The 13,051-nt window shown below is 61.9% G+C and carries 16 protein-coding genes, 2 tRNA genes and 1 pseudogene; 15 read left to right on the forward strand and 4 right to left on the reverse strand.

The window, feature by feature from the left end; genetic code table 11:
- The first annotated feature begins 27 nt into the window (after positions 1–27).
- The 3 genes from LU688_RS25965 (at position 28) to LU688_RS25975 (ending at position 1,832) form a co-directional block, all read left to right on the forward strand.
- Positions 28–103, forward strand: a tRNA-Phe gene (locus tag LU688_RS25965).
- A 185-nt stretch (positions 104–288) separates the two neighbouring features.
- Entirely contained in the window at positions 289–1,299 is a 1,011-nt protein-coding gene (gene ppk2, locus LU688_RS25970) for a polyphosphate kinase 2 (protein ID WP_094011000.1), read from the forward strand.
- Between the two features lie 89 nt (positions 1,300–1,388).
- A complete protein-coding gene (locus LU688_RS25975; protein WP_094010999.1) occupies positions 1,389–1,832 on the forward strand; it encodes a hypothetical protein in 444 nt (147 codons plus the stop codon).
- An 86-nt stretch (positions 1,833–1,918) separates the two neighbouring features.
- Here LU688_RS25975 and gabP read toward each other — a convergent pair whose 3' ends face one another.
- Positions 1,919–3,304, reverse strand: coding sequence for a GABA permease (gene gabP / locus LU688_RS25980; RefSeq protein WP_094010998.1), 1,386 nt, complete (start codon positions 3,302–3,304; stop codon positions 1,919–1,921).
- 606 nt (positions 3,305–3,910) lie between these two features.
- On the opposite strand from gabP, the gene LU688_RS25985 reads away from it, so the two are divergent.
- The 5 genes from LU688_RS25985 to LU688_RS26005 are packed head-to-tail and all read left to right on the forward strand — an operon-like array spanning position 3,911 to position 8,182.
- Positions 3,911–4,684, forward strand: coding sequence for an ABC transporter ATP-binding protein (locus LU688_RS25985; RefSeq protein ID WP_046853793.1), 774 nt, complete (start codon positions 3,911–3,913; stop codon positions 4,682–4,684).
- A 13-nt stretch (positions 4,685–4,697) separates the two neighbouring features.
- A complete protein-coding gene (locus LU688_RS25990; RefSeq protein WP_094010997.1) occupies positions 4,698–5,459 on the forward strand; it encodes an ABC transporter substrate-binding protein in 762 nt (253 codons plus the stop codon).
- A 57-nt stretch (positions 5,460–5,516) separates the two neighbouring features.
- Positions 5,517–6,209, forward strand: a complete 693-nt coding sequence (locus tag LU688_RS25995) for an ABC transporter permease (RefSeq protein WP_094010996.1) — start codon at positions 5,517–5,519, stop codon at positions 6,207–6,209.
- Complete coding sequence (locus LU688_RS26000) at positions 6,210–6,899, forward strand: ABC transporter permease (protein ID WP_023630847.1); 690 nt, start codon at positions 6,210–6,212, stop codon at positions 6,897–6,899.
- Positions 6,900–6,958: 59 nt separating this feature from the next.
- Positions 6,959–8,182 carry a methyltransferase gene (locus tag LU688_RS26005; protein ID WP_094010995.1) on the forward strand — a complete coding sequence of 408 codons (1,224 nt, stop codon included), beginning with the start codon at positions 6,959–6,961 and terminating at the stop codon, positions 8,180–8,182.
- Positions 8,183–8,409: 227 nt separating this feature from the next.
- Here the strand turns inward: LU688_RS26005 and mdtI are convergent, their stop codons facing one another.
- Both mdtI and LU688_RS26015 read right to left on the reverse strand, forming a co-directional pair.
- Positions 8,410–8,727, reverse strand: a complete 318-nt coding sequence (gene mdtI, locus LU688_RS26010) for a multidrug/spermidine efflux SMR transporter subunit MdtI (protein ID WP_104444766.1) — start codon at positions 8,725–8,727, stop codon at positions 8,410–8,412.
- On the reverse strand, positions 8,721–9,080 hold the full coding sequence (locus LU688_RS26015) for an SMR family transporter (protein WP_160290615.1): 360 nt from the start codon (positions 9,078–9,080) through the stop codon (positions 8,721–8,723). Before LU688_RS26015 ends, mdtI begins: the two co-directional genes overlap by 7 nt.
- Before the next feature lie 457 nt (positions 9,081–9,537).
- On the opposite strand from LU688_RS26015, the gene LU688_RS26020 reads away from it, so the two are divergent.
- From LU688_RS26020 to LU688_RS26050, 7 genes are all read left to right on the forward strand, one after another.
- On the forward strand, positions 9,538–10,116 hold the full coding sequence (locus tag LU688_RS26020; protein ID WP_104444764.1) for a hypothetical protein: 579 nt from the start codon (positions 9,538–9,540) through the stop codon (positions 10,114–10,116).
- 9 nt (positions 10,117–10,125) lie between these two features.
- A complete protein-coding gene (locus LU688_RS26025) occupies positions 10,126–10,332 on the forward strand; it encodes a helix-turn-helix domain-containing protein (RefSeq protein ID WP_023629980.1) in 207 nt (68 codons plus the stop codon).
- Between the two features lie 18 nt (positions 10,333–10,350).
- Positions 10,351–10,737 carry a hypothetical protein gene (locus tag LU688_RS26030; protein WP_046853791.1) on the forward strand — a complete coding sequence of 129 codons (387 nt, stop codon included), beginning with the start codon at positions 10,351–10,353 and terminating at the stop codon, positions 10,735–10,737.
- A gap of 67 nt (positions 10,738–10,804) precedes the next feature.
- Positions 10,805–11,011: a hypothetical protein gene (locus LU688_RS26035; protein WP_104445326.1), complete on the forward strand. Its 207-nt coding sequence runs from the start codon at positions 10,805–10,807 to the stop codon at positions 11,009–11,011.
- Positions 11,012–11,109: 98 nt separating this feature from the next.
- Positions 11,110–11,185, forward strand: a tRNA-Thr gene (locus LU688_RS26040).
- Positions 11,186–11,340: 155 nt separating this feature from the next.
- Positions 11,341–12,486 carry a copper-containing nitrite reductase gene (gene nirK / locus LU688_RS26045; protein WP_094010987.1) on the forward strand — a complete coding sequence of 382 codons (1,146 nt, stop codon included), beginning with the start codon at positions 11,341–11,343 and terminating at the stop codon, positions 12,484–12,486.
- Positions 12,487–12,564: 78 nt separating this feature from the next.
- A complete protein-coding gene (locus tag LU688_RS26050) occupies positions 12,565–12,798 on the forward strand; it encodes a DUF3079 domain-containing protein (RefSeq protein WP_094010986.1) in 234 nt (77 codons plus the stop codon).
- On the opposite strand, the pseudogene LU688_RS26055 reads toward LU688_RS26050, so the two are convergent.
- A pseudogene (locus LU688_RS26055) lies at positions 12,779–13,024 on the reverse strand (type II toxin-antitoxin system HipA family toxin); the annotation flags it as partial. The gene LU688_RS26050 and the pseudogene LU688_RS26055 sit on opposite strands and share 20 nt — an antisense overlap.
- Between the last annotated feature and the right edge of the window lie 27 nt (positions 13,025–13,051).

Raw genomic sequence — 13,051 nt, forward strand, 5'->3', positions numbered from 1 at the left:
GAGAAAATCTATTTAATTCACCCCGTCGCCCAGATAGCTCAGTCGGTAGAGCAGAGGATTGAAAATCCTCGTGTCGGCGGTTCGACTCCGTCTCTGGGCACCACCTTCAGCTTCTGGTGGTTGCAAAGTTACCCGAAGCGACACAAGAAACCCGCCTAGTGCGGGTTTTTTGTTGCCTGCGATTTTTCTTCTAGCTCCTTCATGCCCGGTTGATCGACATCAAAAAGCCACTTGCCATGCGCTCATAGGATGGCAGGTGGACATTCGAACGACCCCGCAAGGACCTCCATGAGCGAAGAATCCGCCACCCTCCTCCTGCCATCGCCTGCCGAGGCCGGCAGCAGCGTCAAGCCCAGCCCTCGCACCCGTCGTCCGCGCCAGCGCAAGCCGGTCGCCAGCGCCGCCGCGCCAGAGACCATTACCCAGGTCAGCCAACAGCCCGCCGCCCTGGAAGTGGCCAACGCCCGCAAGGGCAGCAGCGAGGACAGTACCTCGGCACGCCTGCCGGCCAGCTACCCCTACCGTACGCGCATGCGCCGCCAGGACTACGAGAAGGCCAAGCACGACCTGCAGATCGAGCTGCTCAAGGTGCAGAACTGGGTGAAGGAAACCGGCCAGCGCATCGTCGTACTGTTCGAGGGCCGTGATGCCGCGGGCAAGGGCGGCACCATCAAACGCTTCATGGAACACCTGAACCCGCGCGGTGCGCGGATCGTGGCACTGGAGAAGCCTTCCGAGCAGGAAAAGGGCCAGTGGTACTTCCAGCGTTATGTGCAACACCTGCCCACCGCTGGTGAAATGGTGTTCTTTGATCGCTCCTGGTACAACCGCGCCGGGGTCGAAAAGGTGATGGACTTCTGCTCGCCGCTGCAATACCTGGAGTTCATGCGCCAGGCACCTGACCTCGAACGCATGCTGTGCAACAGTGGCATCCTGTTGTTCAAGTTCTGGTTCTCGGTGAACCGCGAGGAGCAGTTGCGCCGTTTCATTTCTCGCCGCGACGACCCGCTCAAGCACTGGAAACTCTCGCCCATCGACATCAAGTCGCTGGACAAGTGGGAGGACTACACCGCTGCCAAGGAAGCGATGTTCTTCCATACCGACACGGCCGATGCGCCATGGACGGTGATCAAGTCGGACGACAAGAAGCGCGCGCGGATCAACTGCATTCGTCACTTCCTGCACTCGCTGGATTATCCAGGCAAGGACCACAGCGTGGCGCATGCACCGGATCCGTTGCTGGTCGGGCGGGCTTCGCGTGGGTTCGAAGAGGATGAACCGGCGGCGCTGGTAAGCTGAACACTTTGGGGCCGCTAGGCGGCCTCTTGGGTTTCTCGCGCAACTACGCTTCAATACGCGCCTTTACCAGTCATCCCAAGGATCCACCCATGGCCACCAGCACCAAGCAACAGAAACGCGCCAAGCGCGCCGCCACCAAGGCCAAGCAGAACCGCATGGTGCGCAGCGGCCAGGCGGTCAAGGCCAGCGCCGGCGACAGCGCCAGTGTCGAGCAGGTGTTCAACAAGGCCATGGAATCGGGCAGCTACGACAGTCTGTTCGAAAAGATGAAGGAAGCCCAGGCAAACGGTCTAGTGCCGATGATCTCGGTGTTCCTGGTCGATCCACTGCTGGCACTGGTGCTCAAGGGCCACAAGGAAGAGCACGCCACCGACTATATCGTCCTGGTGTTCACCGCCTACCGCAAATGGCTGGACGGCGCCGACGAGGACGCGACCATGGCCTGGCTGGAGAGCGACGAGTTCCAGGACGCCTATGTCACCGCCTCGGAGGTCGTGGCCAAGCAGCAGCAACAGCAGAAGCAGTTCGGCTGAGTCGAACCGCTCCCGCTTCCAAAACCTGTGCAGACAAAAAAGGCCGCGCCCTTCACAGGACGCGGCCTTTTCATTTCACTTGTGGATCAGCTATCCAACGCCACACGCGCAGCAGCGCCACGCTTGCGGTGCACCAGCAGACCAGCTGCCACCACACCAATGCTCAGGATTGCCGTGGCGATGATCTCGGCACGGTGATCCTCGCGCAGCGCCATCACCGCCAGCACGGCGATGATGAAGGCGATGGTCGCCCAGGTCAGGCCGGGGAACATCCACATCTTGAACGAGATCTTCTCGCCCTTGGCTTCACGCTGGCTGCGCATGCGCAGTTGCGACACGGCGATCACCAGATACACCAGCAGGGCGATGGCGCCGGAGCTGGCCAGCAGGAACTCGAACACCGCGGCCGGGGCCAGGAAGTTGGCGAACACACACAGGAAGGCTGCGGCGGTGGACAACAGCACAGCCCAGTGCGGGGTGCCGGCCTTGGTGGTGCGCTGGGCAACCGCCGGGGCGTCGCCACGCTTGCTCAGGGAGAAGAGCATGCGCGAAGAGGTGTACAGCGCCGAGTTCAGGCAGCTGGTCACGGCGATCAGCACGACGATGTCGACGATCAGCTTGGCGTTCGGCACGCCGATCAGGCTGAGGACAGTCTGGTAGGAACCTTTCTCGGCCAGGGCCGGATCGTTCCACGGCACCATGGCCACGACCAGGAAGATCGACACCAGGTAGAACAGGCAGATACGCCAGATCACCGAGTTGGTGGCGCGGCTGATCTGCTTGCCCGGATCCTTCGATTCGGCGGCGGCGATGGTGACGATCTCGGTCCCCATGAACGAGAACATGGTGGTCAGCATGGCGGCCAGCACCGCGCCCAGGCCATTGGGCATGAAGCCCTGGGTGTCGAACAGGTGGCTGACGCCGCTGATCTGGCTGCTCGGCACCATGCCGAACATGGCCGCGCAACCGACGACGATGAAGCCGATGATCGCCAGCACCTTGAGCAGGGCGAACCAGAATTCGAACTCACCATAGTTCTTCACGCTGAACAGGTTGGTGATGGTCAGCGCCAGGGTAATGATCAACGAGAACGCCCACAGGTCCACCGAGGGGAACCAGGCATGCAGGATGGCGGCGGCGGCGTTGGCCTCCAGCGGAATCACCAGCACCCAGAACCACCAGTACAGCCAGCCGATGGTGAAACCGGCCCAGCGCCCGATGGCGCGGTCGGCGTAGGTGGAGAAGGAACCGGTGTCAGGCGAGGCGACGGCCATTTCGCCGAGCATGCGCATCACCAGCACGACCAGGGTACCGGCCGCGGCGTAGGCCAGCAGCACGGCGGGGCCGGCGGCGGCGATGGCGTGGCCGGAGCCGACGAACAGCCCTGCGCCGATCACGCCGGCGATGGACAGCATGGTCACATGCCGTTGCTTGAGCCCCTGAGCGAGGTCATTGGAATTGTTACCGCTCATAAAACTACCTTTGTAAGGAGGTGGACTACACGAATGACTGGCCAGCGCGCCGAGGTGTGGATAGGCGTCGCCGCATTCAGTGGTTTCCAGAGGGCAATAAGCGGGCCACCTGAGAATGACTTTCGTCTGAAATGTTTCTGCCACCAATAACGGCGCGGCTTGCAGGGCATTGCGCCAAGCTTTGACCGAAAGGCCACCAAAACCCCATGCCAAGTCTGGATTACTGAAATACCCACTTACAAACGCACCAAAGGTGCTCCTGGGTAACACCTGTGCACGAATTCTGCGCATCAGAAAGCGCAACCAACAGGCGCAACCTTGCCCCCGTCAAGTCCGCGACACAGTGCCACCCGGCTAAAAACGGCTTCCCAGACCGGGCCAAAGCTGGCACCATCGCGCCTTTTTTCATCAAGGCTCCGGTGCTGGGCAAAACGCTATTGCGGACATCCTGGCGACAGTCCACTGCAGCGATGCGACAAACTGTCCCACCAGCGACCCGAGCACCCCGCGACCCGGTTGGCCGCCGTTGCGCCGCTATGCTAGCGTGGCGCTCGCCAGGAAGGCCGCCAACAGCTGGGAACGCACCCGAACACATGAGGACCGCAAATGGCTCAGGCCACGCCCGCGCTGGAAATCCGCAACCTGCACAAACGCTATGGCGAGCAGGAAATTCTCAAGGGCATTTCGCTGACCGCGCGCGACGGTGACGTGATCTCCATCCTCGGCTCGTCCGGCTCTGGCAAGTCCACCCTGCTGCGCTGCATCAATCTGCTGGAGAACCCGCACCAGGGCGAGATCCTGGTCGCCGGTGAAGCCCTCAAGCTCAAGGCGCAGAAAAACGGCGACCTGATCGCCGCCGACAACCGCCAGATCAACCGCCTGCGCAGCGAGATCGGCTTTGTCTTCCAGAATTTCAACCTGTGGCCGCACATGTCGATCCTCGACAACATCATCGAGGCGCCGCGCCGCGTGCTCGGCCAGAGCAAGGCCGAGGCCATCGAGCATGCCGAGGCGCTGCTGAACAAGGTCGGCATCTTCGACAAGCGCCACAGCTACCCTGCCCAGCTTTCCGGTGGCCAGCAACAACGTGCCGCCATCGCCCGTACCCTGGCCATGAAGCCCAAGGTCATCCTGTTCGACGAGCCAACCTCGGCGCTCGATCCGGAGATGGTCCAGGAAGTGCTTAACGTCATCCGCGCCCTGGCCGAAGAAGGCCGTACCATGCTGCTGGTGACGCACGAGATGAACTTTGCCCGCCAGGTGTCCAGTGAAGTGGTCTTCCTGCACCAGGGCCTGGTCGAAGAGCAAGGATCGCCGCAGCAGGTCTTCGAAAACCCGACCTCGGCGCGTTGCAAGCAATTCATGTCCAGCCACCGCTAACGGAGCAACACGAATGCAGACCTATAAGAAAGTCCTCCTGGCCGCTGCCGCCACCCTGGTGTTCTCGGCCAATGCCATGGCAGCCGAGAAACTGAAAATGGGCATCGAGGCTGCCTACCCGCCGTTCAACAACAAAGATGCCAGCGGCCAGGTCGTGGGCTTCGACAAAGACATCGGCGACGCCCTGTGCGCCAAGATGAAGGTCGAATGCGAAGTGGTCACCTCCGACTGGGACGGCATCATCCCCGCCCTGAACGCCAAGAAGTTCGACTTCATCGTCTCCTCGCTGTCGATCACCGACGAGCGCAAGCAGGCCGTGGACTTCACCGACCCGTACTATTCGAACAAGCAGCAGTTCATCGCGCCGAAGAACGTCGACTTCAAGACAGACGACAAATCGCTCGAAGGCAAGACCATTGGCACCCAGCGCGCCACCCAGGCCGCTACCTGGTTGGACGATCACGGCGGTATGGACGGCAAATTCAAGGTCAATCTGTATGACGGCCAGGAAAACGCCTACCTGGACCTGACCTCCGGCCGCGTCGACGCCATCCTCGCCGACAAGTACGCCAACTACGACTGGCTGAAATCCGAAGCCGGCAAGAACTACGAGTTCAAAGGCGACCCGGTGAACGAAAGCGACAAGGTCGGCATCGCAGTACGCAAAGGCGACAACGAGCTGCGTAACAAGCTCAATGCCGCACTGAAGGAAATCGTCGCCGACGGTACCTACAAGAAGATCAACGACAAGTACTTCCCGTTCAGCATCTATTGATTCGCCCCGACAGGCATCGCCGCCTTGGCGGTGCCTGTCCCTTGAACAAACTTACCCATGAATATCGACCTGCACGGATTCGGCCCGGCCATGATGGCCGGTACCCTGATGACCGTAAAACTGGCGCTCTGCGCCTTGCTGCTGGGGCTGGTCCTGGGCCTGCTCGGCGCCCTGGCCAAGACCTCGCCGGTCAAGCCCTTGCAATGGCTTGGCGGCACTTATTCCACACTGGTACGCGGCGTACCCGAACTGCTCTGGGTGCTGCTCATCTATTTCGGCACCGTCGGGCTGATGAACAGCCTTGGCGAACTGCTGAACATGCCTGGCCTGGAGCTCAGTGCCTTCACCGCTGGCGTGATCGCCCTCGGCCTGTGCTTCGGCGCCTACGCCACGGAAGTATTCCGCGGCGCGATCCTGGCCATCCCCAAGGGGCATCGTGAAGCGGGCCTGGCCCTTGGTCTGTCTAAGGGCCGTATCCTGTCACGGATCATCCTCCCGCAGATGTGGCGCATCGCCCTGCCGGGCCTGGGCAACCTGTTCATGATCCTGATGAAGGACACTGCGCTGGTGTCGGTGATCGGCCTGGAAGAGATCATGCGCCACGCGCAGATCGGCGTGACCGTCACCAAGGAGCCGTTCACCTTCTACGCCGTGGCCGCCTGCATATACCTGGGCCTGACCGTGATTGCCATGACCGGCATGCACTTCCTGGAAAAGCGCGCCGCTCGCGGCTTCATGAGGGCCGAATAAATGAACTGGGAAGTCATCATCAAGTGGCTGCCACGCCTGGCCCAGGGTGCCACCCTGACCCTGGAACTGGTAGCCATCGCCGTCATCGCTGGCCTGATCCTGGCCATTCCACTGGGCGTGGCGCGCTCGTCGCGACACTGGTATGTGCGCGCCCTGCCCTTCGGTTACATCTTCTTCTTCCGCGGCACGCCGCTGCTGGTGCAGCTGTTCCTGGTGTACTACGGCCTGGCCCAGTTCGACGTGGTGCGCAACAGCTCGCTGTGGCCGTACCTGCGCGATCCGTTCTGGTGCACGGTGCTGACCATGACCCTGCACACCGCCGCCTATATCGCCGAGATCCTGCGCGGTGCCTTGCAGGCGATCCCCAAGGGCGAGATCGAAGCGGCCCGAGCACTGGGCATGTCGCGGGGCAAGACGCTGCTCTACATCATGCTGCCGCGCGCCGCGCGCATCGGCCTGCCGGCCTACAGCAACGAAGTGATCCTGATGCTCAAGGCCAGTGCCCTGGCCAGTACCGTGACCTTGCTTGAATTGACCGGCATGGCACGGACCATCATTGCCCGCACCTACCTGCCGGTGGAAATCTTCTTTGCCGCCGGGGTGTTCTACCTGCTGATCTCGTTCGTGCTGGTGCAAGGCTTCAAGCTGTTGGAGCGCTGGCTGCGCGTGGATGCCTGCCAAGGGCGTTGAGGCTGTAAATACCATCGGGGCCGCTTGGCGGCCCCTATTGATAGCGCTGCGGTGCCTGCATGCCGACCACGCCTTACCTCCACGACCAGCACCTGCTCGAGCGCTTCCAGGCCCTCGACCATTTCCTGCTGCAGCACCAACAACTGTGGCGCCCGCGCCCGTTCAACCACTTGCGCCTGGATTGGGAAGACGAACACACCGAGCTGTCCTGCTGGCTGCGCCAACGTACCCTTGAGCAAGCCGAAGCCCCCGAGCAACCTGCAGCCCCGGCCCCATTTCCACAACTGGCCGCACAGGCGCAGGCACTGTCCGTCGTCGGCGAGCTGCCCGATGCCGGCCTGCACCCCGCCGCGCACCGTCTCGACGTCAACGTCCCCGGCCGCAAGTGGCAGCAGATCGAAGCCTTCAGCCGCCGCCTGGCGTTCAGCCAGCCTGCGCGGCACTGGCTCGACTGGTGCTCTGGCAAAGGCCACCTGGGCAGGCGCCTGCTGCAACCCGGCCAGCAGCTGACCTGCCTGGAGTACGACGCCGAGCTGGTCAGCGCCGGCAAGGCCCTGAGCGAGCATCACCACCTGGCTGCCACCCATGTCCAGCAGGACGTCATGGCCATGGACAGCGCCCGGCATCTGGATGGCGGCAAGAGCGCGGTCGCCCTGCACGCCTGCGGCGATCTGCATGTGCGGCTGCTGCAACTGGCAAGCGAGCAGGGATGCCGACAGATCGCCGTCGCGCCCTGCTGCTACAACCGCATCCAGGGCAAGCGCTATCAGCCGCTCTCCGGCGCCGCCCAGGCCTCGGCCCTGGCATTGACCCAGGACGACCTGGGCCTGCCGCTGAGCGAAGCGGTCACCTCCAGCCAGCGCACCCGCCGCCAGCGCGACCAGTCCATGGCCCGCCGCCTCGGGTTCGACCTGCTGCAGCGCCAACAACGGGACGTGGACGAATACCTGCCCACCCCTTCGCTGCCGGTCAGTTGGCTGGCAAAACCTTTCGAGCATTACTGTCGCGACCTGGCCGAGCTCAAGCAACTGACGATCAACGGCCAACCCGACTGGGTTGCCCTGGAGGCAGCCGGCCAGCAACGCCTGGCCGAGGTACGCAACCTCGAACAGGTACGCAACCTGTTCCGCCGCCCACTGGAGATGTGGCTGGTGCTCGATCGCGCCCTGTTCCTGCAGGAGCAAGGCTATTCGGTACGGCTAGGCGTGTTCTGCGATTACCCGCTGACCCCGCGCAACCTGTTGCTGCTGGGTGAGCGCGACGCAACGCCGCAGCGCGGTTGACAGCCTGTGGATAACTCTGTGTACAAGCTTGTGATGAAAATCACGAAATCTTGGATCCTTGGGCTATTTGCGCTGCTTTGCTTATTCCGTCGTGGGCCTCAAAGCCAGTAAAAACAGGCCTTTGCGCAAAGACCGGTGGTAGCCCCTATCGGCATGCCTTTCGCGCAAGCGGCCAAGCGGCCAATTGTGCATAAGCAATTTTGCCAAGCGCTTTGGAAGGGCAGTTGTCAAGCCAGTTTGAGCAAGCCCATGCCTACCAGCAGCAACGCAAGACCCAACCAACCACGCCCGGCCAGACGCTGACCGAACAAGGCCCAGCCCATGGCCACGGTGGCAAGGATGCCAAAGCCGCCCCAGATGGCGTAGGCCAGCGACAGGTCGATGTCCTTCACCGCCTGCGCCAGCGCGGTGAACGCCGCCAGCACGCAGAGGATCGAGGCCAGGCCCAGGTCTTTGCGGCGGAAACCGTCGGAATACTTGAGCAGCAGGTTGGCCAGTACCTCCAGCACGATGGCCAGGCCCAGCCAGGCAAATGGAATCAGCATGGCACGGCCTCCCCTTCACGCTCGACGGGCTTGGCGCGGGTACCGGCCTTGACCAGCAGGATGCCGGCGATCATCACCGCCAGGCCCAGGGCCTTGGTCCAGCCCAGGCTTTCACCGAGCCAGAGCACACTGATCAAGGTGATCAGCACGATGCCGAACCCTTCCCACAGCGCGTAGGCCACACCCACCGGCACGCGCTTGACCGCCAGGGCCAGGAAGAAATACGACAGACAGATCATGACGTACATGACGGTATGTCCCATCACAGGGAAATGAGTGGCGGCGAGTTTCATCGACGCCGTGCCCATCACCTCGAAGGTGATGGCAACGATCAGGTAGATCCAAGAACGCATGGTGCCCTCCCATGGGCGACAGCAGCCGAGCGCACAGGCATCGGCGCCAGACAGAGACGTTTACGGCTGTAGAGGGAGGGTGGCGCTAGAGGTCGCCGGTCCAGTGACGTTCACGGGAGACCAGGCGGGAGGAAGAGAGGAGCTTGAAAGCTTTACTGTTCAACATAATGAACACAAGATTAGCTTGGCTGATCGATTTAGTCAAAATGATAGGTTGAGTCTAATTATTTCTCGTGAAAAATGGACTTCTCAAGAAAAACCCCCGTAAAGCTTGCTGAAAGCTTCGTAAATTATAATCCCCACGTTGTCTTTGCAGGAGCCGGCTTGCCCCGCGATCACCAGCAAGGCCACCCCTGCGACAAACCGTCGCCATCGGTAAATACTCAAAATTAATTATTGTTTTACGATAATTATTCAAGAATAATCCGCTCCGTTCATCACTGTACGGAGGCACCCCATGAACAGTAGATCCGTGGCCTATGCGCGTTCGCGCCTACGCACCATAGGCGCATTCGCCGCCTACCTGGCCTGGACAACCGCGGTCGTCGAGCTGACCATCACGCCCTTGCTCTTCATCTTCGACTTCCCCGAGATCTTCAACGGCTACCTGCAAGCCTACGGCGACCAGATGCCGCTGCTGCTCGAACCCGGCTACCAGGCATCCCCCCTGGCCATCGGCCTGGTACTGGCGGTGGACATGATTCCCACGCTGATTTCCGTTGTGGCCCTCGGCCTGACCGGCCTGTTCTTCCACCGCCTCTCGCGTGGGCAGACCTGGACCTCGGCCAATATCAAATTGCTGTGGTGGGTCGGCCTGCTGTGCATCTTCACCCCGTTGCTGTGGCCGGTGACCTACACCTTGCAGGGCTTGGCCCTGGCCATCGACCTGCCGGCCGGGGAAAGGAGCTTCAGCTTCTCGATCGGTGTATCATCGCAGGCTGTCTACGAGATCATGAAAGGCATCCTGCTGTGTGCCTTCTCGCTGCTCATGCGTGACGCCAAGACCATCAGCGATGAACACAACTGTTATGTCTGACTGCTTCCTATGCCGATAATCATCCGCCTCGACGTCGTCATGGCCCGGAACAAGATGCGTTCCAAGGACCTGGCGGAAATCATCGGTATCACGGAAGCGAACCTGTCGCTGCTGAAGAACGGCAAGATCAAGGGTTTCAAGATCGAGACCCTGGAGAAGCTGTGTCGCGCCCTGAACTGCCAGCCCGGCGATTTGCTGGAGTTCAGCGACGAATGATCAAGGACTGCAACACCCATGGCACTTTTCCACAATGGCCTGGCCGCCCTCGTGCTGGCCTGCCTGGCCTTGGCCCTGACCGGCTGCGGCCCGAGCTACACCTATAGATACTCGCCACCGCCCAGCGCGCATGGCATGAACTGCATCAACAGCTGTTCGACGGAGCGCAACCACTGCCAGCAGATGGCCCGCCTGCAGGACAACAGCGAACGTGCGCTGTACCAGGCCGAGATGAGGGCCTACCAGTACTGCCAGAACGGCAAGAGCAAGAAGGAAGCGCGTCACAGTTGCCACTACCCGAGCTACCCCTTCAATACAGGGAGCAGCTACAGTTGCGGCAATGACTACGACTCCTGCTACATGGCCTGCGGCGGCACCATCCAGCGCATCCTGAACAAAGACTGATCCCGGAACGGACTCGAACATCGTGAAACACACCAAGCCTTTCGCCCTGCTGACCCTCGCCCTGGCCATGACCGGCTGCGCCAACAGCACGCCATCCAGCAAGCCGGCCCCGTTGAACTGGAACATGCCCGGCATGCAGCTGGGCGGTGACCGCGGCCTGCCCCTGCACAACGCCGACGGCAGCTGCCGCAAGCGCGGCTGCGACAACGGCAAGCTGTTCTTCAACCCCGGCCAGCCCGAGCCAAGCGTCAACTCCATGCACCGCGGCTGGTAAGAAAATTCTCCTTTCAGTTCGGTGACTTAGGGTTTTGTGCGCTGGATGCAACGAAGTGGTTTACAGCGCCGAATCCATCGCTATAATGACGCCCCTGTGCCGGTATAGCTCAGATGGTAGAGCAACTGACTTGTAATCAGTAGGTCCCGGGTTCGATTCCTGGTGCCGGCACCATCCTCAAAAGCCTCGACGAATGTCGGGGCTTTTTCGTTTCCGCTCCTGCGACACATTGTCCGCCCTCTCCACTTCTTGTTTTCGCTCAATAAACCCTAATTTCAAAGCGGCTATTCCTGTGCCCGACGACTTTCGTCGACTTAAGGAGAAGTCCCATGAACGAGCAAGAAGGCGTGTCCCTGACCCGGCGTGGCATGCTGGCCGGCACTGTGTTGCTGGGCGTCGGTGCCTCGGCGCTTGGCAGTGGCCTGGCCCAGGCCGCTACCGCTTCGCCCGCCGCCGGCCCGGTGCCTGACCTGGCGAAACTGGAGCGGGTGAGCGTCGAACTGGTGGCACCGCCACAGGTGCACCCCCACAGCCAGCGCGCTCCCGGCAAGCCGCGCATTGTCGAGTTCCGCATGGTCATCGAGGAGAAGGAACTGGCTGTCGACAGCACCGGCGCCTACATCCACGCCATGACCTTCAACGGCTCGGTGCCCGGCCCGCTGATGGTGGTGCACGAGGGCGACTACGTGGAGCTCACGCTGGTCAACCCGGCCAGCAACAGCATGATGCACAACATCGACTTCCACGCCTCCACCGGCGCCCTCGGCGGCGGTGAGTTGACCCATGTGAAGCCGGGCGAGCAGGTGGTGCTGCGCTTCAAGGCCGACCGTGCCGGGGTGTTCGTGTATCACTGCGCGCCGGGCGGGGCGATGATTCCCTGGCACGTAGTGTGTGGCATGAACGGCGCGATCATGGTGCTGCCCCGTGACGGCCTGAAAGACCCTGAGGGCCGCCCGTTGCAGTACGACAAGGCCTGGTACATCGGCGAGCAGGACTACTACATCCCCCGCGACAAGGACGGCAAGTACAAGCGCTACGCCAACCCCATGGCCAGCTTCGGTGACATGAGCCAGCTGATGAAGGGGCTGGTGCCCAGCCATGTGGTGTTCAACGGCAGCGTCGGCGCCCTGACCGGCAAGCAGGCGCTCACCGCCAAGGTGGGCGAGACCGTGCTGATCGTTCATTCCCAGGCCAACCGTGATACCCGCCCGCACCTGATCGGCGGGCACGGCGACTACGTCTGGGCCTCGGGCAAGTTCGCCAACCCGCCGCAGCGCAACCTGGAGACCTGGTTCATCCCCGGCGGCGCGGCGGGGGCGGCGTTGTACACCTTCCGCCAGCCCGGCCTGTACACCTACCTCAACCACAACCTGATCGAGGCGGTGATGCTCGGTGCCGCCGCGCATGTGCAGGTGGAGGGGCAGTGGAATGACGACCTGATGAAACAGGTGCAGGCGCCCGGGCCGATCCGCTAGCGGTATTGATCCGGATCAAGCCACTTGGCCATGCGCGGCATAGCCTGAGCGCAGGCATCCACTTCATGGAGGGAGACCATGGCCAAGCGATTTCCCACGAACCCCAGCCATCCCGAACGGATCTGCTGGGGCTGCGACTTGTACTGCCCGGCCAAGGCGCTGGCCTGCGGCAATGGTGCGGACCGGACCATGCACCCGGTGGAGTTGTTCGGCGAGGATTGGGAACAGCTCGATGATCATCTGGATGCGACCATAGCCACTTCGCATGCCGCGCCCGGACAGGAAATGCCGCTCAACCAAAAGTCTGAATGAACGGCGCCGCGCTTGCCTTGATGGCGGCAACTACCTTGGGTGCCTGATCGCAAAGCGCGGACTCCCTGGCCAGTGTTCGCTCCAATGCTTCAAGCTGCTTGCGAATGACTTCAGCCGGGTAGCTCACGTCGCAAAGCGGTGCGAAGTCCAGCAGGCCTTGCCGCGACGCAAACAAGGATTTGTTGCCGGATAGCGAAAACGCCAGCACGTCTTCCGGTGTGCGGGCCATAGCGGAAGAGGTAGTCGCCTGCAC

Origin of the sequence: Pseudomonas soli, assembly GCF_021283165.2 — a bacterium.
Taxonomy (GTDB): domain Bacteria; phylum Pseudomonadota; class Gammaproteobacteria; order Pseudomonadales; family Pseudomonadaceae; genus Aquipseudomonas; species Aquipseudomonas soli.

Coding starts and splice junctions, on each gene's coding strand:
- LU688_RS25985 (WP_046853793.1), top strand. CDS start 3,911: ATGGCTCAGGCCACGCCCGCGCTGGAAATCCGCAACCTGCACAAACGC.
- nirK (WP_094010987.1), top strand. CDS start 11,341: ATGAACGAGCAAGAAGGCGTGTCCCTGACCCGGCGTGGCATGCTGGCC.
- LU688_RS26050 (WP_094010986.1), top strand. CDS start 12,565: ATGGCCAAGCGATTTCCCACGAACCCCAGCCATCCCGAACGGATCTGC.
- LU688_RS26020 (WP_104444764.1), top strand. CDS start 9,538: ATGAACAGTAGATCCGTGGCCTATGCGCGTTCGCGCCTACGCACCATA.
- LU688_RS26035 (WP_104445326.1), top strand. CDS start 10,805: ATGACCGGCTGCGCCAACAGCACGCCATCCAGCAAGCCGGCCCCGTTG.
- LU688_RS26015 (WP_160290615.1), bottom strand. CDS start 9,080: ATGCGTTCTTGGATCTACCTGATCGTTGCCATCACCTTCGAGGTGATG.
- LU688_RS26030 (WP_046853791.1), top strand. CDS start 10,351: ATGGCACTTTTCCACAATGGCCTGGCCGCCCTCGTGCTGGCCTGCCTG.
- LU688_RS25995 (WP_094010996.1), top strand. CDS start 5,517: ATGAATATCGACCTGCACGGATTCGGCCCGGCCATGATGGCCGGTACC.
- gabP (WP_094010998.1), bottom strand. CDS start 3,304: ATGAGCGGTAACAATTCCAATGACCTCGCTCAGGGGCTCAAGCAACGG.
- LU688_RS26005 (WP_094010995.1), top strand. CDS start 6,959: ATGCCGACCACGCCTTACCTCCACGACCAGCACCTGCTCGAGCGCTTC.
- LU688_RS25990 (WP_094010997.1), top strand. CDS start 4,698: ATGCAGACCTATAAGAAAGTCCTCCTGGCCGCTGCCGCCACCCTGGTG.
- LU688_RS26025 (WP_023629980.1), top strand. CDS start 10,126: ATGCCGATAATCATCCGCCTCGACGTCGTCATGGCCCGGAACAAGATG.
- LU688_RS26000 (WP_023630847.1), top strand. CDS start 6,210: ATGAACTGGGAAGTCATCATCAAGTGGCTGCCACGCCTGGCCCAGGGT.
- LU688_RS25975 (WP_094010999.1), top strand. CDS start 1,389: ATGGCCACCAGCACCAAGCAACAGAAACGCGCCAAGCGCGCCGCCACC.
- mdtI (WP_104444766.1), bottom strand. CDS start 8,727: ATGCTGATTCCATTTGCCTGGCTGGGCCTGGCCATCGTGCTGGAGGTA.
- ppk2 (WP_094011000.1), top strand. CDS start 289: ATGAGCGAAGAATCCGCCACCCTCCTCCTGCCATCGCCTGCCGAGGCC.